Genomic DNA, 20,552 nt, shown 5'->3' with positions numbered 1-20,552 from the left:
TGGCAACGGTCCGCCGGCTGCGCCGCACGGCGGAGAGTTCTAGGGCGATGACACCGCTGCACGGCGGGTTGTTGCCCGTCCCGGAACCGGGTTCCATGATCACGTCGGAAACTGGCCAGGTCCGCGACCGGACGAGACCGGCCGGGCCACCCGGACGCACGGAGGAAGCCCCATGAGCACCGAGCTGTTCCGCCTCGACGGCCGGACCGCGATGGTCACCGGCGCGCGCACCGGCATCGGCCGGGCCATCGCCGTCGGCCTCGCCGCGGCGGGAGCCGATCTGGTGCTCGTGGGCCACCGCGACGACCTCGGCGAAGTCGCGGAGGAAGCCGGCTCGCACGGCGCCGCGGTCGAGCAGGTGGCCGTCGACCTGCTCCAGCCGCGCACCGCGGCGGAGGCGCTGCATCCGGTGTTCGCCGCACGGGACATCGACGTGCTGGTCAACAACGCCGGGATCGTCCACCGCGGCCCGGTCGCCGAACTCGGTCTCGACGACTGGCAGCGGGTCCTCGACATCGACCTCAACTCGGTCTTCGCGCTCAGCGGCCTCGCCGGTCGGCAGATGCTGGCCCGTGGCAGCGGGAAGATCATCAACATCGCGTCCCTGCTGTCGTTCCAGGGCGGTGTCCTGGTGCCCGCCTACGCCGCGGCCAAGCACGCCGTGGCCGGGCTGACCAAGTCGATGGCCAACGAGTGGGCTCCGCACGGAGTGCAGGTCAACGCCATCGCCCCCGGCTACATCGCCACCGGTTTCACCGCGGCGCTGCGCGAGGACGCCGAGCGCGACGAGGAGATCACCCGGCGCATCCCGGCGGGCCGGTGGGGGCGTCCCGACGACCTCGTCGGCGCGGCCGTGTTCCTCGCGTCGGCGGCGTCGGACTACGTCAACGGCCACGTCCTGGTCGTCGACGGCGGATGGCTGGCGCGCTGACCTCGGAGGAATCCCAAAACGCCTGAGGCCCGCCGACCGCGTCGCCGGACTGCCATGTTCCACCGTGCACTGAGAACCCCGCTACGGCCATCGCCCACAACGCAGGCCGCGCGCCGCCTCAGCCTCTGTGCAGGGCGGCGGCCATCGCCTCCACCGCGATGATCGGCTTGACGTTCTGGGTGAGCGCGAGCCGGCACGCGAGCACCGCTTCGAGCCGGCGCAGCGTCGACTCCGACGTCCACTCCGCGGCCGCCTTCGAAACCGAGCGGGCGAAGTCGGGGTGGTTCAACGCCGCCGTCGAACCCGAGCGCACCACCAGCACGTCCCGGTAGAAGCCCGCGAGGTCGACCAGTGCCAGGTCCAGCGCGTCGCGCTGCGACCGGGTCGCGCGGGACTTCTGCCGCTTCTCCAGCTCCCGGATCGCCGCGTTCGCGCCTCGGGTGGCGGCGGCCGTGCCCTTGCCGGTGCCGCCGGCGCCCATGGCGGTGCGCAGCTCCTCCTTCTCGGCCTCGTTGCGGTCCTCGTTGGCCGCGACCGCATCCGTCTCGGACGCCTTGACCAGGCCTCCGGCGGCGGTGAACACGTCGGAGAACCGGCGCAGCCCCAGCGGGACGCTGAGCACCGCCTCCCGCCGCTCGCGCGCCTCGCCGTCGGTGGCCAGCCGCCGGGCGCGGCCGATGTGCCCGCCGCTGACCGAAGCGGCCCACTGCGCCATCCGCGGCTCGATGCCGTCTCGCTCGGCCAGCACTTCCGCGATCGCATCCGGCCGGGGGGTCTTGAGCTGCACGACCCGGCAGCGGGAGCGGATCGTCACCGACACGTCCTCGGGGTGGTCCGAAGGCGCGCAGAGCAGGAACACCGTCCGGTCCGGGGGCTCCTCGACCGCCTTGAGCAGCGCGTTCGACGCTCCCTCGGTGAGCCGGTCGGAGTCCTCGATCAGCACGACCCGCCACTGCCCGGTCGTCGGCCTGCGCGCCGACGCCTGCACCAGCGACCGCATCTCCGACACCGAGATCGACAACCCCTCCGGCACGACGACCCGCACGTCGGCGTGCGTGCCCGCCTGGACCGTCCGGCATGCCGAGCAGTGCCCGCAGCCCTCGCCGGAGGTGCACTGCAGCGCCGCGGCGAAGGACCGGGCGGCGACCGAGCGCCCGGAGCCCGGAGGGCCGGTGAACAGCCAGGCGTGGGTCATCGCGCCTGCCGGCGCGGGCTCGCCGCGGGCCAGCAGGTCGGCGGCGCGCACGGCCGCGCGCAGCGTTCGCACCGCTTCCGGCTGGCCGACGACGTCGGCCCACACGCCGGTGGTCAGCTCCGGGGTCACGTCCACACCAGGCACTGTACGGGTCGGCGCCGACGCCCTCGGCGTCCGTCACGGCCCGAGGATTCCGTACTCCACCAGCAGGCGGTGGACCACTCCCAGCGCGATCCCACCCAGCACGACCAGCATCGTCAGGCATCCGACGACCTTGCCCGCCACACCGCCCGCGCGCTGGTCGCTCGCGGGCTCGACGCGCACTTCCGTCTGCTTCGCCGGATGCCGGGCCGCACGCCGGGGCCGCACCGCGGCCGCACGCTCGTGCTCGGTCAGCCGTGGAGGCGCCACCGGCTGCGCCGGCCGGATGTGGCTGCGGACGATCTCACCGCCACCGAGCACGTCCGGATACGTCGGCGGTGGCGCCAACGGCTGCGTGCCGTCCGGGCCGGACAGGGCGTCTCGCATCGCCGCCTCCCCTGGTCGGCGGGGTGTGCGCCGAAGTCTGCGCCGCGCACCTCGCCGTCGCCAGGGGAATCAGGACTGCTTCGACGAGCTGGTCGTCCGCTTCCTGGTGGTGCCGCTCTTGGTCGTCTTCGAGCCGTTGGACGACGAGCTCTTCGAGCTGCTGCTCTTGGACGCCGTGGTCTTGCTCGACGTGCTCTTGGACGCCGTGCTCTTGGACTTCGACGCCGTCTTCTTCTTCGCCGGCGCCTTCGCCCGCCGCTCGGCGATCAGCTCGACCGCGCGGTCGATCGTCAACTCCTCCACCGAGTCGCCCTTGCGCAGCGAGGCGTTGGTCTCGCCGTCGGTGACGTAGGGGCCGAATCGACCGTCCTTGATCACCAGCGGCTTGCCCGAGTCGGGGTCGTCGCCGAGCTCGCGCAGCGGGGCCGCGGCGGCCCGCCTGCCGCGCTGCTTGGGCTGCGCGTAGAGCTTGAGCGCCTCCTCGAGGGTGACCGTGAAGATCTGCTCCTCGGTGTCCAGCGACCGCGAGTCGGAGCCCCGCTTCAGGTACGGCCCGAACCGGCCGTTCTGCGCGGTGATCTCAGTGCCGCTCTCCGGGTCGGTGCCGACCACGCGCGGCAGCGCCAGCAGCTTGAGCGCGTCGTCGATGGTCACGGTGTCCAGCGACATCGACTTCAGCAGGCTGCCGGTGCGCGGCTTGCCCTTGCTGCCCTCCGGCAGCACCTCGGTGACGTAGGGGCCGAAGCGGCCCTCCTTGGCCAGGACCTCGTGGCCGGTCTCCGGGTCGGTGCCCAGGCTGCGCCCCTCCATCGGGGTGGCGAACAGCTTCTCGGCGATCTGGATGTCCAGCTCGTCCGGCGGCAGGTCGTCGGGCAGGTTCGCGCGCTGCGACTCGCTGTCGCTCAGCGGCCGCTCCAGGTACGGGCCGTAGCGGCCGACCCGGACGTAGACCGTGCGGCCGTCGTCGTCGGTGAACATCGGGATCGAGTTCACCTCGCGGGCGTCGATCTCCTCGACGCTGGAGCCGACCAGCTTCTTGAGCCCGCCCGCGCGGCCGATCGAGTCGTCCGGCCCGACCTCGCCGCCGAAGTAGAAGCCCGACAGCCACTTCGTGCGCTGCTGCCTGCCCTCGGCGATGCGGTCGAGCTCGTCCTCCAGCGCCGCGGTGAAGTCGTAGTCCACCAGCCTGCCGAAGTGCTTCTCCATCAGGCCCACGACCGCGAACGCCACCCAGGAGGGCACCAGCGCGGAGCCCTTCTTCCACACGTAGCCGCGGTCCTGCACCGTGCTGATGATCGAGGCATAGGTCGACGGGCGGCCGATGCCCAGCTCCTCCAGGGCCTTGACCAGGCTCGCCTCGGTGTAGCGCGGCGGCGGGTTGGTGCTGTGGCCGTCCGGCGAGAGCTCCGGCGCGGTGACCGCCTGGTACTGCGCCAGCCGCGGCAGCCGGGACTCGGCGTCGTCGGCGACCCCGCCGGCCTCCGAGTCGACCGCCTCGACGTAGGCCTTGAGGAAACCGGCGAAGGTGATCGTGCGGCCGGAGGCGGCGAACGTGCACTCCTCGCCGTCGGCGGAGGTGCCGGTGATGCGCACCGACAGGGTCGTGCCCTTGGCGTCGGCCATCTGGGAGGCGATGGTGCGCTGCCAGATCAGCTCGTAGAGCTTGTAGCCGTCGGTGTCGAGCTCGGCGGCCACCTGGCCGGGCGTGCGGAAGCTCTCGCCCGCGGGCCGGATCGCCTCGTGCGCCTCCTGGGCGTTCTTGACCTTGCGGTTGTACTGGCGGGGCTGCGGCGACAGGTACTCGTCGCCGTAGAGGTCCCTGGCCTGGTTGCGAGCCGCCGTGATCGCCGTCTCCGACAGCGTCGTGGAGTCGGTTCGCATGTAGGTGATGTAGCCGTTCTCGTACAGCCGCTGCGCGGTGCGCATCGTGCGGTCGGCCGAGAAGCGGAGCTTGCGGCTGGCCTCCTGCTGCAGCGTGGAGGTCATGAACGGCGCGTACGGCTTCCGCGTGTAGGGCTTCTCCTCGACGCTGGAGACGCTCAGGCGCGCGTCGGTCAGCCCGGTCGCCAGCCTGCGGGCCTCCGCCTCGTTGAGCAGCCGGACGTCGTCGTTCTTGAGCCTGCCGTCGGGGCCGAAGTCCCGGCCGGTGGCCAGCTTGGCGCCGTCGACGCTGACCAGCCGCGCGCCGAAGCGGCGCGGTTCGGCGTCAGGGCCTGCGTCCATCGTCGCCGAGATGTCCCAGTACTCGGCGGGCACGAACTTGATCCGCTCGCGCTCCCGCTCGACCACGATCCGGGTCGCCACCGACTGCACGCGGCCCGCCGACAGCTTCGGCATGACCTTCTTCCACAGCACGGGGCTGACCTCGTAGCCGTAGAGCCGGTCCAGGATGCGCCGGGTCTCCTGGGCATCCACCAGGTCCCGGTCCAGCTCGCGGGGGTTGGCCGCGGCGGACTGGATGGCCGACTCGGTGATCTCGTGGAACACCATCCGCCGCACCGGCACCTTGGGCTTGAGCGTCTCCATCAGGTGCCAGGCGATCGCCTCGCCCTCGCGGTCACCGTCCGTGGCGAGGTAGAGCTCGTCGACTTCCTTCAGCGCGTCCTTGAGCTCGGTGACCGTCGCCTTCTTGTCCGGGGTGACCAGGTACAGCGGCTCGAAGTCGTTGTCGACGTCCACGCCCAGCCTGGCCCACGGCTGGCCCTTGTACTTGGCCGGCACGTCGGCCGCTCCGCTCGGCAGGTCCCGGATGTGGCCCCGCGAGGACTCCACGACGAAGTTGGAGCCGAGGTAGGAGGCGATCTTGCGGGCCTTGGCAGGCGACTCGACGATCACCAACCGCCGCCCCCCGGCGCCCGCCCCGTTGGCGGACCCCGAAGACCGGCCGGTACCGCCGTTCTTCTTCGTCCGTGTCGACCCAGCCACGCTTACCTGCTCTCTTCTCGCGGAGGCTTCCGTTCCCTCGTGTTGCCCGAGCTACTCCTGGCGAAGCCTTCGGCACCTCGGCTCGTCGGCACCTCGCAACCCTAGGCACCTCCGGCTCGTCCAAGTTCCTCAGTGTGCACCGTGCACGGGCCATTACGCCGTGCCGGGGACGAACAGCGTCGCACACAACACAACGCCCCTCGCGCTCGTCATCCTGAGAAACGTATCGGGCACAGGCCGTGTTCCGTTGCTTGACCTGGCGTGATGTGCGTCAAACGAGTCAGGACACCAGCGGCCACGTTCGCTCGATCGCACCATCGGGCACCGGTCCGACCAGCTCCGCCAGCCGGGCGATCCGGCGCTTGCCCGTCACCCGCAGTGCCGGTCCGCCGGCCCGGGCGCCGATGAACCTGGCGGGCAGACCGCTGCGGGCCAGCGCCGCGACCAGCGGTTCGTGCGTCTCGGGGGCGTGCGGGTCCAGGCCCAGCAGGTAGCCGCCGGGCTCCAGTCGGCCGGCGGTCAGCGCCCAGAGCCGCAGCGCGCAGCCGTCCGGCGCGAAGTCGGCGGGCACCGACTTCACCGCACCGCGCAGCCAGTGGCGGGCGAGCTCGGTGAGGTCGGCGCGGAAGGCGGTGCGCACGAGCGGACGGCCCTCGTCGGAGCGGCCCAGCTCGGCGTCCACGCCGCGGTCCGCGCACGCCAGGACCAGCGACCGGGCCCGCCACGCGTCGTCGACCACGACCGAGAGCCGCGCCGCGGTGCCGCGCCCGAACCCCACGGCCTGTCCCGGCCCGCACAGCAGCCCCGCCAGGTCGGCGATGCGGGGGTGCCGGGCCTCAGCCGAGAAGAAGGACAGCTGGTCCACGGCGTCCGATCGTAGAACTGCCGTTCGAGCATGGCCAGCGCCGTCACGCGGAAGCGGCCGAAATTCCCCGATCCGCAACCTCGACTCACACGTTCAGGTGAAGCTGATGACGGCGAACGGGGGCGCCCGGTGCTCCGGACGCCCCCGAACGGGTTCGGATCGGATCAGCTCAGGCGGTGGCTATTTTTCCCTCCTCGTCGTTGGCAGGAGCGTCGGCGATCGCCGTGCTGCGGCGCTTCGACACCACCACCGCGGCGACGATCACCACGACCGCGACGCCGGCGATGCTGAACCTGATCGCGGGCGAGTCGGTCGCGCCGACGCCGAAGGTGACCACGGCCGGGGCGATCAGCACCGACACCAGGTTCATCACCTTCAGCAGCGGGTTGATCGCCGGACCGGCGGTGTCCTTGAACGGGTCGCCGACGGTGTCACCGATGACGGTCGCGGCGTGGGCCTCGGAGCCCTTGCCGCCGTGGTGGCCGTCCTCGACCAGCTTCTTGGAGTTGTCCCAGGCACCACCGGAGTTGGCGAGGAAGATCGCCATCAGCGTCCCGGTGGCGATGGCACCGGCGAGGTAGCCCGCGAGCGGGCCCACGCCCAGCCCGAAGCCCACCGCGACCGGCGCCAGCACCGCCAGCAGACCCGGCGTGGCCAGCTCCCGCAGCGAGTCGCGGGTGCAGATGTCGACGACCTTGCCGTACTCCGGGCGCTGCGAGCCGTCCATGATCCCCGGCATGTCCTTGAACTGGCGCCGCACCTCGTAGACCACGGCACCCGCCGCCCTCGACACGGCGTTGATCGCAAGGCCCGAGAAGAAGAACACCACGGCCGCCCCGATGGCCACGCCGACCAGCACGTTCGGCGCGAACACGATGAACTCCATCTCGGCGAGCGCGCCACCGGCGCTGGCCAGCGCCTGGTTGATGGCGTCGCGGTAGGAGCCGAACAGCGCCGTCGCCGCCAGCACGGCGGTCGCGATCGCGATGCCCTTGGTGATCGCCTTGGTGGTGTTGCCGACCGCGTCGAGCTCGGTGAGGATCTGCGCGCCCTCTCCCTCGACGTCACCGGACATCTCGGCGATGCCCTGCGCGTTGTCGCTGACCGGGCCGAAGGTGTCCATCGCGACGATGACGCCGACGGTGGTCAGCAGACCGCAGCCGGCCAGCGCGATCGCGAACAGCGCCACCGCCAGCGAGCCCGACAGCAGGAACGCGCCGAACACCGCGGCGCCGACGACCAGCGCGGTGTAGACGGCGGACTCGAAGCCCACCGACATGCCGCTGAGGATGACGGTCGCGGCACCGGTCAGCGAGGACTTGCCGACATCGCGCACCGGGCGGTGCTCGGTGGCGGTGAAGTAGCCGGTCAGCTTGAGGATGACCGCGGCGAGCACGATGCCGATGATCACCGCGACCAGCGCGATGACGGCCGGGTTGCCGCCGGTCGCGCGGATCTCGTCGGACACGCCGGTGAGACCGGAGAACGAGCTGGGCAGGTACAGCAGGGCCGCACCGGCGCACAGCACGGCGGAGATCGCCGCCGAGATGAAGAAGGAGCGGTTGATCGCCGTCAGGGCGCTCTCACCGGCCCTGGCCTTGGTGATGTAGACGCCGATGACCGCGGTGACCACGCCGATGGCCGGGACGATCAGCGGGAACAGCAGGCCCTGCAGACCGAAGGCCGCGGTGCCCAGGATCAGCGAGGCCACGAGCGTGACCGCGTAGGACTCGAACAGGTCGGCCGCCATGCCCGCGCAGTCGCCGACGTTGTCGCCCACGTTGTCGGCGATGGTCGCGGCGTTGCGCGGGTCGTCCTCGGGGATGTTCTGCTCGACCTTGCCGACCAGGTCGGCGCCGACGTCGGCGGCCTTGGTGAAGATGCCGCCACCGACCCGCATGAACATCGCCAGCAGCGCCGCTCCGAAGCCGAAGCCCTCCAGGACCCGCGGCGCGCCGCCCGCGTAGACCATGACCACCAGCGCGGCACCGAACAGACCGAGACCGACGGTGATCATGCCGACCACGCCGCCGGTGCGGAAGGCGACCCGCATCGCCTTCTCGCGGCCCGCCTCCTTCTCCCGGGCCGCGGCCGCCACCCGGACGTTCGCCCTGGTCGAAAGCCACATGCCGAGGTAGCCGATGACCGCGGAGAACGCGGCGCCGAAGAGGAAGAAGATCGACCGGCCGACGGCCTCGCCGGTCGACTCCGCGGGAAGCGCGAACAGCAGCAGGAACACCACGACCGCGAAGATCGCCAGGGTGCGGAACTGCCGGTTGAGGTAGGCGGACGCACCTTCCTGGACCGCCTTGGCGATGTCCTGCATCTTGGCGGTGCCCTGTCCGGCGGCGAGCACTTCCCTGATCAGTACGTAGCCGAAGGCCAGCGCCGCCAGGGCGATCACCATGACCGCGCCGACGACGGCGTAGTCGGCGGTGGCGAGCTCGATGCCCGTGGCGTGCTGGGCGAGGTCCATCCGGTGCGACGAGCTCGGTGGTGCAGTGCCCTGGGCCCAGCCTTGCTGGACCGGGGTGAGCAGGGACATCCGTCCTCCTGGTTTGTGCTCGGTTCTGCGCCGGCGGTGCGCCGATCCGACGGCACTGCCCTCCGGCGCGCGGTAGGCGGCCCCGCCTCGCGCCGACCTTCGGTCGGCCGTGGCGACGTCGTGGCCGGGAAGTCTATTCAGGCCACGAGTGGCTTACCTCACGGTGTGATACGCGACTCGTCGCGACGTGCACATTCGTTACCGAAAAATCGATTCAGCCGCCTACTTGATCACCCGAAAGGTGCGATCTTGATTTGGACCGAACGGGTGACATGTAGTAAAGGGCAACTTTTTCAGTTAAATCCATCCTGCGGATCAAAACCACCCGATCGTCGGACGCGCCCACACGCAGGGGCTCGCGACGCCCTCCGGCTCGCAGCGCGGAGGCGACGGGCGAGCGGCAACTCGCTGTGGTGCTATGCGGGCTCCCGGTACGGATGGGGCGGGAGGGTCTGCCGAGGGCACCCGGCACCGAGGGCGCGGCGCATCGCGCCGCGATGTCGAATGGCGGCGGCGCAGGCCGATGCGATGGACGGCGACGCGGCGGCCCGACGGGCGGCGCTCCGGGCGCCGTCGTTGGCCAGCCGACGTCGATACGACGGACCCGAACGGCGTGGCGCCACGGGCGGCGCGCTTGCGCATCTGTTGTCGGTGCGGCGGCCCCGACGGTGCGGCGCTCCGGGCGCCGTCGTTGGCCAGCCGATGCCGATACGACGGACCCGGACGGCGTGGCGCCACGGGCAACCGCGTGTCCAGCCGATGCCGACGCGGCGACCTCGGGCGGTGTAGCGCTTCGGGCAAGGTCGCCAACACGGCGTCGAGAATCGAGGGCGCGAGCGACTGCGCGTCCGGGCGTCGCCTCCAGAGCCGCATCGGCCCGTCCAGCCGCCTCGCGACCCGGCGAAATGCCTGGTCAAATGCCCCCACCGGGAGATCCTCCGCTCCGCACTGCCGTGCTCGCGCCCCTCGGCACTGCCGTGCTCGCGCCGCTCCCCCGCTGTCCGCCCGCGCGGACGGCCTCGATACCCGGCGCGCGGACGGCCTCGATCCGCGTCTTGCGAGCAGCTTCGACGTCCGTCCCGCAGACAGCCCGGCTCGGCCGCATCGGCCTGTGCAAGGCTCGGAGGGTGACCGCAGAGAGCAAGGACAGGGGACGGCACCTGCTCGACCGCGTGCTCGCCGGGGTTCCCTCCGCCGAGTCGCCGCTGCGCCACGTCAAGCACCTGCCGGAACGCTCCGCCCGCACCGCGGAGTGGCCGTCGTGGGTGCCGGCCGAGGTCGTCGACGCCTACGCCGCGCGCGGGGTCCGCGAGCCGTGGGTGCACCAGGTCGAGGGCGCCGACGCCGTTCGGTCCGGGCAGCACGTCGTGGTCGCGACCGGCACCGCGTCGGGCAAGTCGATGGTGTACCAGCTCCCGGTGCTGTCGCGGCTGCTGGAGGACCGCACGGCGACCGCCCTCTACCTCTCCCCGACCAAGGCGCTCGGCGCCGACCAGCTACGCGCCGTCGAGGAGCTGGGGCTCGGAGGCATTCGCGCGGCCGGCTACGACGGCGACACTCCGAAGGTCGACCGCGACTGGGTGCGCGCCTACGGCCGCTGGGTCTTCACCAATCCGGACATGCTGCACCTCGGTGTGCTGCCCGCCCACAGCCGCTGGGCGCGGTTCTTCCGCAGCCTGCGCTACGTCGTCGTCGACGAGTGCCACACCTACCGGGGCGTGTTCGGCTCGCACGTCGCGCTGCTGCTGCGGCGGCTTCGGCGCATCGCACACCACTACGGCGCGGACCCGGTATTCGTGCTGGCTTCGGCGACCGTGTCCGACCCGGGCGACCTCGGCGAGCGGCTGACCGGTGCCCGGTGCCGGGCGATCACCGACGACGGTTCGCCGCGCGGCGCGCGCACCGTGGCGTTGTGGGAGCCTCCGCTGCTGGAGGAGGTGATCGGCGAGAACGGTGCTCCGGTCCGGCGGTCGGCTGGTTCGGAGACGGCGCGGATCATGACCGAGCTGGTGATCGAGGACGCCCGCACGCTCGCCTTCATCCGCTCGCGACGCGGGGTGGAGGTCGCGGCGCTGTCGGCCCAGCGCGCGCTCGCCGAGGTCGACTCGAGCCTGCCCGACCGGGTCAAGGCGTACCGGGGCGGCTACCTGCCGGAGGACCGCCGTGCGCTGGAACGCGCCCTGCTCGCCGGTGACCTGCGCGCGGTGGCGACGACGAACGCGCTGGAGCTCGGGGTCGACATCGCCGGCCTGGACGCGGTGATCGTCGCGGGTTACCCGGGCACGCTTGCCTCCTTCTGGCAGCAGGCGGGCCGGGCGGGCCGCGACGGCGAAGGCGCGCTGGTGGTCTTCGTCGCCAGGGACGACCCGCTGGACACCTATCTCGTGCACCACCCGCCCGCAGTGCTGGAACGCCCGGTCGAGGCCACCGTGCTCGACCCGGCGAACCCGTACGTGCTCGAACCGCACCTGGCGTGCGCCGCGTCCGAGCTTCCGCTGAAGGAGGAGTGCTTCGACGCCTTCGGCGGCGCACCCGCGGCGGAGGCGGTCCACGCGCTCACCGCCGACGGCGTGCTGCGGCGACGTCCGCACGGCTGGTACTGGACCGAGCGGGAGCGCCCGCACCGCAGCGTCGAACTGCGGGGTTCGGGCGGCTCGCAGGTAGCGGTGGTCGAGGGCGACTCCGGCCGGATGCTCGGCACCGTCGACCCCGACTCGGCGTGCGCCACGGTGCACCCGGGTGCCGTCTACCTGCATCAGGGCGAGTCGTTCGTGGTCGACGAGCTGGACCTAAACACCGACCTCGCGCTTGTGCACGCCGAGAGCCCGGACTGGACGACTTCGGCGCGGGAGTCGGTCGACATCTCGGTGCTGCGGACCGTCGAGCACCGGCAGGTGGGCCCCGACGTGGCGGTGTGCCTGGGTGACGTGGAGGTCACCTCGCAGGTCGTCGGCTACCTGCGCACGCTGCCGTCGGGCCGGGTGCTCGACCAGGTACCGCTGGACCTGCCCGCCAGGAAGCTGGTGACCAGGGCTGTCTGGTACACGATCAGCCCGGAGCTGCTGTGCGGCAGCGCACCGGGGGGCGCCGGGCTGGATCCGGCGCGCATCCCCGGTGCGCTGCATGCCGCCGAGCACGCGGCGATCGGCCTGCTACCGCTGTTCGCTACCTGCGATCGATGGGACATCGGCGGTGTCTCCACCGCCATGCACGCCGACACCGGGGAGGCGACGGTGTTCGTGCACGACGGTCATCCGGGAGGGGCCGGATTCGCCGATCGCGGCTTTGCCGCGCTGTTCCCATGGCTGGCCGCGACGCGGGAAGCGATCGCTTCCTGCGAGTGCCCGGCTGGGTGCCCGTCCTGCGTCCAGTCGCCGAAGTGCGGGAACGGCAACGAACCGCTGGACAAGGCGGGGGCGGTGGCTGTTCTCGACGCGGTGTCGACCGCGGGCCGGCTCGCCGGATCGGCTGGGCTGCACGAGCGGCGTCAGCGGGATTGAGTGCGATTCGCGCTCGTGCGCAGCGCGGTGGTCGCTCCTCATGCCGCCGGTCGTGTTCTCGGGGTGCCCAGGGCGCGGTGCCGATGCGTGCGGTGCGGTCCCGGTCGACATGGCGGTCATCCGCCTGCTGCGACGAGGTCAGCCACGTTGTGGTCCTGGTTGAGTCCTTGGACGAGGGCGTCCTGCACGAAGTCCAGCGACGGCAGGGTCCACCCGCAGACCTCGGGCTTGACCCGCCAGTGCGCCGCACCGTGCGGGTAGGTGGTCGGCGGCATGGGGACCCAGCTGCCGGCTCCGTGCAACCTGACCTCGGTGAGATCGGCCAGTTCGGGGGCCAGCCGATCTCCGCCGGAGGTCAGGAAATACCAGCGCCCGTTGGGAACGGCCACGATCGGGACCGGGAATCCCAGCGTGCGCAGGGCGACGGCGGCGCGGTAGCCGAGCGCCGCGTCGACCTCGACGGCGTTGACGGCCGTCCCGGTCGCGAGCAGCAGGCTGTGAGGACGACCGGACCACCAGGCGGCCACCTGGTCGGGGTTGGTCCCGAGCCGTTCCTCCCAGTCCTGGTGCACCGGCATCGGACCGTCGGCTTCGCCGCCGTCGCGTCCGATCCACCGAGTGCCCACCGGATAGGTCCCGGGCAGCACCGGCCAGCCGCGCGAAGCGAAGCCGATCGCCTCGACCCGCAGCTCGATCCGGTTGTTCAGCAGCCCGGCTTGGAGAGCCCGGACACCGCCGATGGCGTCCTGCCACTCATCCGCCGACCAATCCATCTCTACTCCGCCTCCCTGTTCAGCAGTGCGCGCGGTTCCCGGTGATTCGGGGGTGTCACCTGAGTCCCGACTCCGTTGTCGCGGACCGTTGGGTCCCGCGCTCACACCACTAATGAACGTCACGAAGGCACCCGCGGTACACCCCCGCATCGACGACCGGTCATTTGGCTTCGACGAACGCAGCGGGCGCGAGAGAGCGGCCGATAGATCATCCTGACGAACGGCGCGCGAACGAGCGCCGAAGTCGCGAACTTGTTGCAACAACGGCCATCCCGAACCGGTCGCCGACCTCTCGTCGAGTCGTGCTGACCGCTCGTCGTGGATCAGCGGCGGAACGGCGTCCGCCGACCTGACTCCACCGGCGGTCGGCCGGACGACGACCGGGCGGCCGGAAGACAGCGCGTCGACGGGCGGAAGCCGAGCGGAGATCCGGCGGTGGAGCGGACCGATGACGATCTCGTACCCGTGGATGTCGCCGTCCAAACCAACATGCCAGTGGACGACAACGTGCGCCACCACATTGACCAGTGCTGCCGAACACATCCGGCCATACGGAGCAGCGAAGCGGCCGCGCACAACTCGCAGCTCCCGGCACATGGAGCAGCTTGCGTCTCGGACACCGTGAACGGCCGAAAACCCGCCGCACGCAACAGCATCATGCGCGCTTGATCGGCCTGCGCAACGCGCTCACGCCCGCAGCTCCAAGATCACGGCGCTCTCACCTCTCGGCGTGTTGCGGCGTTTGCCGTTGCGCCACCGCCAGATTCGCGCGTGTGCGCACCCGTGTACGGGCGCACGCATATGCGCGTACGCGGGCGCGCACATGCGTACTGGCGCCTACTTGCACGTGGAGACAGGCCTGGTCGCAGCGGAATCCACGAGCCAGTGGCAACATTCGGCAACACCTGCGACTAATACCAACGACCTATGCTCAGCAATATCCCAATTGCCTCATCTTTTCCGAGATTTGGTCACCTATCCCGAAGTTCGGCGGCAGTCAACCTCCGGCTGATCCGGCATGGGCGCGTGCGGTGATGACCGCGAAGCTGCCCAGCACGGGCGAGTCCGCCCGCGCCTCGATGCGCGCGTTGGCTCCTTCCAGCCGGCAGGACGTGATCGCGATGTCCATACCCCGCGCCACCCAGTCCGCGCGCCCGCACGCGAACTCCGGACCCTGCACCACGTGCGCCGCTGCCGCCAAGGCGGCGAGGTCAGCAGCCCCCTCCGCTCTGTGTCGCGTGACAACACCGGAGGCCAACTGCAACGCCAACGCCAGCACGGCGACCAGTGCGATCGAGAGCAGTGCGGAGAACACCGTTGCCGCACCACGGTCACCGGCAAGCGAGGCACGTGTCGTCACGGCACACCTCCTTCCGGAGAAGCTGTTTCCGCGGCACTGGACGCTGGCCGCAGATCGCCACCCGAGAGTGGTCGGCCCAAAAGCGGGCCGGTGGTGGCCGGGATTTCACCCGCATCGTTGTCGTTCTCCTTGACATCGGACGTGGCGATTCCGGACGTCGAGCTTCCGGACTCCTTGGTGGGCGTATCGGACTCGTTCGGCGTTCGGGATGTGGTTGGCTCGTTCGAACCTTCGGACTGACTGGGGCCTGGGGTCGGGCCTACTGGCGGGACTTGCTCGGGCGGGACTTGCTCGACTGGCGGGACCTGCTCGGCCAGCGGGACGTCCCCGGCTGGCGCGGGCTCGACGGCCGCCGTGGCCGCGCCTGGTTCCATGACGGCCAATGCCGTGCTCTTCAGCCACTTGCCGGGCAGGAACCCGCCGGGCAGCGGCGACCGCACCTCGGCAGTGACCTGGTCACCGGTCACCGAGACGGTCAAGGTCGCTCCGGTCGGCGCCAACCGTCGCACCGCGCCTGCGGCCTCGGCCTGGCTGCCGCGCGCGGTCAGCCGCGCGGCCTCCACCGCGGCGTCCGTGCAGCGGAGCTGCCCGATCACCGCGCACAACCCACCGACCCCGAGCGCGAACACCAGCACGAGCGAACAAATGCCGAGTGCCGCCTCGACCGTCACGGCCCCGCGATCGCCAGCCAAGGTGCGGATGGTGATGAGTCGCCGGATTGACAGGACCGTGGCCGTGGGTGGTGGTTGTGCGGTTTCCCTTACGTACAAGGGAAATGTTTCAGCCCCGTTGACCCGTACAGAGGCCCGTGTTCGAACGCCGATGCCGGCGCCGCCCGGGGGCAGCGGCGCCGGCACGGCTCGCATGCGCGACATCAGATACCCGCGAATCCGCGTTCGAGCAAAGCGGTTACGGCCCCTTTGATCGTGTCGCTGTTCACCGCGGTGTAAAGGATCGCACCGAGTGCGGCCGCGGCCAGCGTGCCGATCGCGTACTCCGCGGTGCTCATCCCGTCGTCGCCCCGCAGCAGAAAGCGGAGTCGCCGCAACAACAATCGCGAACGCGAAGTGCGCGTCGAAACTTGGCTCCGGACGATGAGGTTGCTCTGCATGTTGATTCCTCTCTCTTCATCGGTGAGCGGACGACTGTCCGCCCTCATTGGACAATCACCAGGTTGCGACAATGCGGTTGAGCATTCCTGCGACCACCGGAAGGACACCGAGGCACAGGAACGCGGGCAGGAAGCACAGACCCAACGGCAGTGCGACCCACACCGTCGCCCGCTGGGCATGGGCTTGAGCCCGTGCACCGACGGACGCGCGCGCGTCCGCGGCGAGGTCGGCCGCCACGTCGGCCAGACCTGTCCCGGTCCGCGCCGTCCGACGGGCGGCGCGGGCGAGTTCCTCGGTATCGGGGTGTCGCAGCGCGGGTTCCCACGCGGCCACGGCATCCGCACCGAGGGCGAGCAGCCGAGCCACCTCGTCGAGCACACCCGCCGGGGCGCCGTCGAACTCCGCCGCAACGGCCCGCAAGATCACCGGCACCGGCAGCCCTGCCCGCATCCCGGCAGCGAGCAGGTCCCAGCCCGCGGCGAGCACGAGGGGGTCGGTCTTCGCAGATCTTCGGCGGAAGCGATCAGCCCACCTGCAACCGCCCATCGAGGCGGCGAACCGGGCCATCGCGATGCGGACAGCTCGCAACCGGGCCGGCAGCGACCCCACCTGCTCCCGCGCCGAGGGATGGGCGTGAAGACCGGCTGAGGACCTTGTTGGCGCGGAGTCGGTGACGAACCCGGGCGGGACGTCCATGGGGAGACCGGGTGGGAGGTCCATGGGGAAACCAGCTGGGAGGCCGCTCAGGGCATCGGTGGGCAGAGCTGTCGGCGATCGTCTCGACCATGGGCTGTCAGTGAGGTCAATCGCGGGTCCAGCCGACGGATTCCCGACGGGGAAACCGTCCGGCGGGAAGCCAGATGCGGTGCGCGGAGAAGAGCCGCCCGTGGAGACGTCAGAGGCGTTGCCGATGACTGGCCAACCCGGCACCAGATCTGTGCTTTGAGTCGCGGCGGAGAAGCCCGACAAGAGGTTGGCGGGGTCGCCCGGCACGGAGCTGGTTGTGGGGTCGGGTGTTGCTCGAGCTGGCAAAAGTCCATCGTTGGGATTGAGTGCTGTCTCCGAGAAGGTCGTTCCGAAGGTGGCCGTGCCCGAGGTGAACGCTCCTGAGGCGACCTTTCCTGGGGTGGCCGTTCTCGAGGTGGCCATGCCTGAGGTGGACGTTCCTGGGCTGGTCGCGCGTGGGATGGGTGTGCTCCGGATTGGCGTGTTCGGGGTGGGTGTGAGTCGGCGGCCGGTCGGTGTGGGGTTGGGTCGTGGCCGGGGCGTGGGGAGGTCGAGCAGGCGGGCGCGGGCGGTGTTCACGGGCGCCAGGAGGGCTGCGATGGCGAGCAAGGCCAGCGCGAGTGCGAGGGCGCTCATGGAGATATCGCTCCCTCCGTCAGGCGGAGGGTCCAGAACAGGCCGGCGCACAACAGGGCGACGCCCACGACCAGGACGGCCTGGCCGAATGCCTGCCCGGTAAGTACGGCCAGCGGTGCCGCACCGACCGCTTCGCCCAGGAGCAGGCCGAGCAGGGGCAGGCCGGCGAGCATGGCCGCGGTGGCACGCGGGCCCGCCATCTTCGACTCGAGATCGCGGATGAAGGCGACCCGGTGGTCGACGTCGCGCCGCACCGCGTCCAGCAGGTCCGCCAGCGCCACGCCGTGCCGCTCGGCGAGCCTCCACGCCCGGCCGAGCCGCGCCAGCGGTTGCCGGAGCTCGGCGGGGTGGCCGCCGTTGTCGAGCACCGTCGGGATGTCACCGCCGAGCTTCGCCGCGGACGCCAGGTCCCGGAAGACCCCGGATATCGCAGGTGCCGAGTCCGCTGCCGCGCCCTCCGCCGCCACAGCCGGATGTGCGCCGGCGCGGAGCCCGGCCACCAGCAACCGGATGCCACCGGAGAGTTCGGCAGACCGCTCCACCCCGACGCGGAAGCTCCGCCGGGACCGCACGTATCGACGTCCGAGAACGGCCAGCGCCACGGCCGCGAACAGGCCGCCGACACCTGCGAGGAGGGCTCCGAGCGCGGCGGCGACCGGTATCCAGCCGATCCGTGCCACTCGGACCACCATTGCTCCCGATGACCACGAGGTGGTCGAGGTCAACGCGCCAAGCCTTCGCTGCGCCCGCAGATCGGGCCAGCAGAGCAACGACAGCGCGAGCAGGAGGAACGTCAGCACGGCAACGCACCTCCCCGCGCGGAGAGCATCGCCGCGAGCGCTTCCGCGCCCGGTCCCCAACCGGAGTGCTGCTCCCACGCCGGGCGGACCTCGATGTGGTCGCCCACGCGGAACGGCACGCCCACCGCGGCCAGCCTGCGGCCCTGCCGCGTCCGCTGGACGTGGAGGACGACCTGGACCGCGGCGGCCAGCTGGCTGTGCAGCGCGGCACGGGAGAGACCGCCGAGCGCGGCCAGTGCCTCCATTCGCGCGGGCACCTCGCGGGGCGAGTTCGCGTGCAGGGTGCCGCCGCCCCCTTCGTGCCCGGTGTTGAGCGCGGCCAGCAGCTCGCAGATCTCGCCGCCGCGCACCTCGCCGACGACCAGGCGGTCCGGTCGCATCCGGAGGGCCTGGCGCACGAGATCGCGCACCTGGATCTCCCCCGCACCCTCGATGTTCGGTGGCCGGGTCAGCAGGCGAACCACGTGCGGGTGGTCGGGTTGCAGCTCGCTGGCCTCCTCGACGCAGATGATGCGCTCGGCGGGGCTGACCTCCCCGAGCATCGCCGCGAGCAGCGTGGTCTTGCCCGCTCCCGCACCTCCGACGACGAGGAAGGCCAGCCGGGTGGCGATGATCGAGCGCAGCAGTTCGGCGGTCGGCGCGTCGAACATGTCCTTGCCGTGCAGGGAGTCGAGGCCGTGCACCGCCGGACGCAGGACCCGCAGCGAGATGCAGGTGCTGTCGGCCACCGGCGGCAGCACCGCGTGCAGCCGGACGGCGCCGGTCGCGCGGGGCAGCCAGGCGTCGACCCACGGTTGCGCGTCGTCGAGCCTGCGGCCGCTGGCCAGTGCCAGTCGCTGCGCGAGGCGCCGCACGGCGTCCTCGTCGGCGAAGGTCTCCGTGCAGCGCCGCAGTCCATCGCCCTGGTCGACCCACACCGCGTCGGGCGCGGTGACCAGCACGTCGGTGACCGCCGGGTCGCGCAGCAGCGGTTCGAGCGCACCGGCCCCGAGGAACTCGCGCTGCACCTGGCGGAGCCGGTCGAGCACGTCGGCGTCGCCGACCAGCCCGCCTGCTTCCGCCCGCACCGCCGTGGCCACCGCGGACGACGTCAGCGGCACGCCGCTGCCCGCGAGCCGGTTGCGCACCCGCTCGATCAGTTCCCCGTTCATGCCGCACCGACCAGGGCGTGTTCCGGGGCGGTGCCGGTCCGCCCGAGCGCCCGCAACACCTCGGAAGCGGCTCGTTCCACCGTCCGGCGCAGACCGGCACGTGTCGCGCAGAAGCCGCCGCGGTCCAGCGCCGTGGACAGGCCGGTCTGCGGGCGCACGGCGGTGAGGACTTCGACCCCGACGGCGCGGCCGACGTCGGACACGCGCAGTCCGCTCGAAGCCGGTCCGCGCACCACGAGTCGCAGCCGTCCGGCCGTGCGGTCGCGGATCTCGGCGACCAGCCGAGCCGCCGCCGCGCAGGCGCGGACCTCGGCGGCAACGACGACGAGGGTGAGATCGGCCTTCCGCAGTCCGGCCAGCGCGGCCTCCGAGAGGTGCCTCGGCAGGTCGCACACCACGGTCTGCCCGGCACGCCGCCCTGCGTCGACCACCGCTCCGACCGCCTGCGGCGTCAGCCCGGAAGACGGGCCGTCGCGGTCGCAGGCCAGCACGGCGAGAGAGCCGGAACCGACTCGGCGCTGCGGCAGGGCGTCGTGCAACGCGCCCGCGGCCACCCGGCCTCCGCTGACGCTGAGCCCGGACCAGCGGACGCCGTCGGTGCTCTCCGCGCCGACCGCCAGGTCCAGGCCTCCGCCCAGCGGGTCGCAGTCCAGCAGCAACGAGCGCTGGCCGCGCCGCGCCGCCGTCACCGCCACACCGGTCGCCAGCACCGACGCGCCCGCGCCTCCGCTGCCGCCGATGACGGCGAGCACCCGCCCCGATCGCGGTGCGGAACGGTCGACCGCCTCTGCGAGCAGCTCGATCAGGTGCCCCTCGTGCGCGGGCAGGATGACCTCCTGCTCCGCGCCTATGTGGAAGGCGGCGCGGTACAGATCACCTCCCGGGGCGCGGGCGAGCACGAGCACACGTGGTCTTCGCGGCAGGCCGTTCGCCACGCCCGCTTCGGCCGCGGGACCGTCCAGCAGCACCAGTGGCGCCGTTCGCCAGCGGTCCCCGACCGACAGCGGGTCGGGCGCGCGGTCCAGGTCGCATCCCGCCGCCGCGGCCAGGCGCAGGACGTCCTCGGCCAGCTCGGCATCGCAGGTGATCAGCAGCGGACGTGGGCCTGCGGGGGCGGTGGGTGGAGTGGAAGACGGCAGGCTGGTAGCGGCGGACATGACGGGGCTCCGATTTCCGGGTGCGGGTGCGGACTGCGAGCCCGCCGGTTTCCGGTCCGGGAGCGCGGCGGTCTCGATATCCACAGTGGCCGGACGTCGTCGAGCCGCCCAGAGTCAATTCGGAAATCTGTGGACAACTACCCCGGCTGTGGATAACTCGGCACCGAACGAAAGTGAAAGGAAATCGGTTCTGCCGGAACCGACTCGAGAAACAAGACGACCCCCGCCAGGGGGGAGGGACGGGGGTCGTCGGCGGTTCAGCTCCGGGGGGTCGAGCTGAACCAGGTCCGGCGGACCGGACTCACACACTGTATCGCCCCGCTCCCCAGGCATGTCCCCCGTCCATTA

Annotated in this window: 15 protein-coding genes; 2 read left to right on the top strand and 13 right to left on the bottom strand. The window is 71.5% G+C overall.

The genetic code is table 11. The features are described 5' to 3' along the window. Positions 1-172: 172 nt before the first annotated feature. On the top strand, positions 173-931 hold the full coding sequence (locus tag SACE_RS01860) for an SDR family oxidoreductase (RefSeq protein WP_009946463.1): 759 nt from the start codon (positions 173-175) through the stop codon (positions 929-931). A gap of 118 nt (positions 932-1,049) precedes the next feature. Here the strand turns inward: SACE_RS01860 and SACE_RS01855 are convergent, their stop codons facing one another. From SACE_RS01855 to SACE_RS01835, 5 genes are all read right to left on the bottom strand, one after another. Continuing rightward, positions 1,050-2,261 carry a DNA polymerase III subunit delta' gene (locus tag SACE_RS01855; protein WP_009946464.1) on the bottom strand — a complete coding sequence of 404 codons (1,212 nt, stop codon included), beginning with the start codon at positions 2,259-2,261 and terminating at the stop codon, positions 1,050-1,052. A 42-nt stretch (positions 2,262-2,303) separates the two neighbouring features. Then, the gene (locus SACE_RS01850) at positions 2,304-2,654 is read right to left on the bottom strand and encodes a hypothetical protein (protein WP_009946466.1); all 351 of its coding nucleotides are present in this window, start codon (positions 2,652-2,654) and stop codon (positions 2,304-2,306) included. A gap of 69 nt (positions 2,655-2,723) precedes the next feature. Further along, positions 2,724-5,579 carry a type I DNA topoisomerase gene (gene topA, locus SACE_RS01845; RefSeq protein ID WP_173401299.1) on the bottom strand — a complete coding sequence of 952 codons (2,856 nt, stop codon included), beginning with the start codon at positions 5,577-5,579 and terminating at the stop codon, positions 2,724-2,726. 280 nt (positions 5,580-5,859) lie between these two features. Continuing rightward, the gene (locus tag SACE_RS01840; RefSeq protein ID WP_009946468.1) at positions 5,860-6,444 is read right to left on the bottom strand and encodes a hypothetical protein; all 585 of its coding nucleotides are present in this window, start codon (positions 6,442-6,444) and stop codon (positions 5,860-5,862) included. Between the two features lie 169 nt (positions 6,445-6,613). After that, complete coding sequence (locus SACE_RS01835) at positions 6,614-8,920, bottom strand: sodium-translocating pyrophosphatase (RefSeq protein ID WP_197537746.1); 2,307 nt, start codon at positions 8,918-8,920, stop codon at positions 6,614-6,616. Between the two features lie 1,196 nt (positions 8,921-10,116). On the opposite strand from SACE_RS01835, the gene SACE_RS01830 reads away from it, so the two are divergent. Further along, complete coding sequence (locus SACE_RS01830; RefSeq protein ID WP_009946471.1) at positions 10,117-12,489, top strand: DEAD/DEAH box helicase; 2,373 nt, start codon at positions 10,117-10,119, stop codon at positions 12,487-12,489. Between the two features lie 116 nt (positions 12,490-12,605). Here SACE_RS01830 and SACE_RS01825 read toward each other — a convergent pair whose 3' ends face one another. The 8 genes from SACE_RS01825 to ssd all read right to left on the bottom strand — a co-directional run bounded on the left by SACE_RS01825 (position 12,606) and on the right by ssd (position 20,204). Then, positions 12,606-13,262, bottom strand: a complete 657-nt coding sequence (locus SACE_RS01825; protein WP_009946472.1) for a bifunctional DNA primase/polymerase — start codon at positions 13,260-13,262, stop codon at positions 12,606-12,608. Positions 13,263-14,259: 997 nt separating this feature from the next. Further along, entirely contained in the window at positions 14,260-14,622 is a 363-nt protein-coding gene (locus SACE_RS01820) for an Rv3654c family TadE-like protein (protein WP_011873034.1), read from the bottom strand. Next, entirely contained in the window at positions 14,619-15,314 is a 696-nt protein-coding gene (locus tag SACE_RS39885) for a TadE family type IV pilus minor pilin (protein ID WP_231850128.1), read from the bottom strand. Before SACE_RS39885 ends, SACE_RS01820 begins: the two co-directional genes overlap by 4 nt. A gap of 182 nt (positions 15,315-15,496) precedes the next feature. After that, a complete protein-coding gene (locus SACE_RS01810; RefSeq protein WP_009946477.1) occupies positions 15,497-15,733 on the bottom strand; it encodes a DUF4244 domain-containing protein in 237 nt (78 codons plus the stop codon). 55 nt (positions 15,734-15,788) lie between these two features. Beyond that, positions 15,789-16,343: a type II secretion system F family protein gene (locus SACE_RS01805; protein WP_231849904.1), complete on the bottom strand. Its 555-nt coding sequence runs from the start codon at positions 16,341-16,343 to the stop codon at positions 15,789-15,791. Between the two features lie 749 nt (positions 16,344-17,092). Beyond that, on the bottom strand, positions 17,093-17,896 hold the full coding sequence (locus SACE_RS01800; RefSeq protein WP_009946479.1) for a type II secretion system F family protein: 804 nt from the start codon (positions 17,894-17,896) through the stop codon (positions 17,093-17,095). Continuing rightward, positions 17,890-19,047 (bottom strand): TadA family conjugal transfer-associated ATPase, encoded by a 1,158-nt coding sequence (locus tag SACE_RS01795; RefSeq protein WP_009946481.1) that lies wholly within the window; start codon positions 19,045-19,047, stop codon positions 17,890-17,892. Before SACE_RS01795 ends, SACE_RS01800 begins: the two co-directional genes overlap by 7 nt. Continuing rightward, positions 19,044-20,204, bottom strand: coding sequence for a septum site-determining protein Ssd (gene ssd, locus SACE_RS01790; RefSeq protein WP_009946482.1), 1,161 nt, complete (start codon positions 20,202-20,204; stop codon positions 19,044-19,046). The genes SACE_RS01795 and ssd overlap by 4 nt, the downstream gene beginning before the upstream one ends. Positions 20,205-20,552 lie beyond the last annotated feature (348 nt).

This window comes from Saccharopolyspora erythraea NRRL 2338, assembly GCF_000062885.1.
In the GTDB taxonomy this organism is placed as follows: domain Bacteria; phylum Actinomycetota; class Actinomycetes; order Mycobacteriales; family Pseudonocardiaceae; genus Saccharopolyspora_D; species Saccharopolyspora_D erythraea.
Note: the sequence above shows the minus strand (reverse complement) of the source record. Positions and strands in the feature narration are given on the sequence as shown.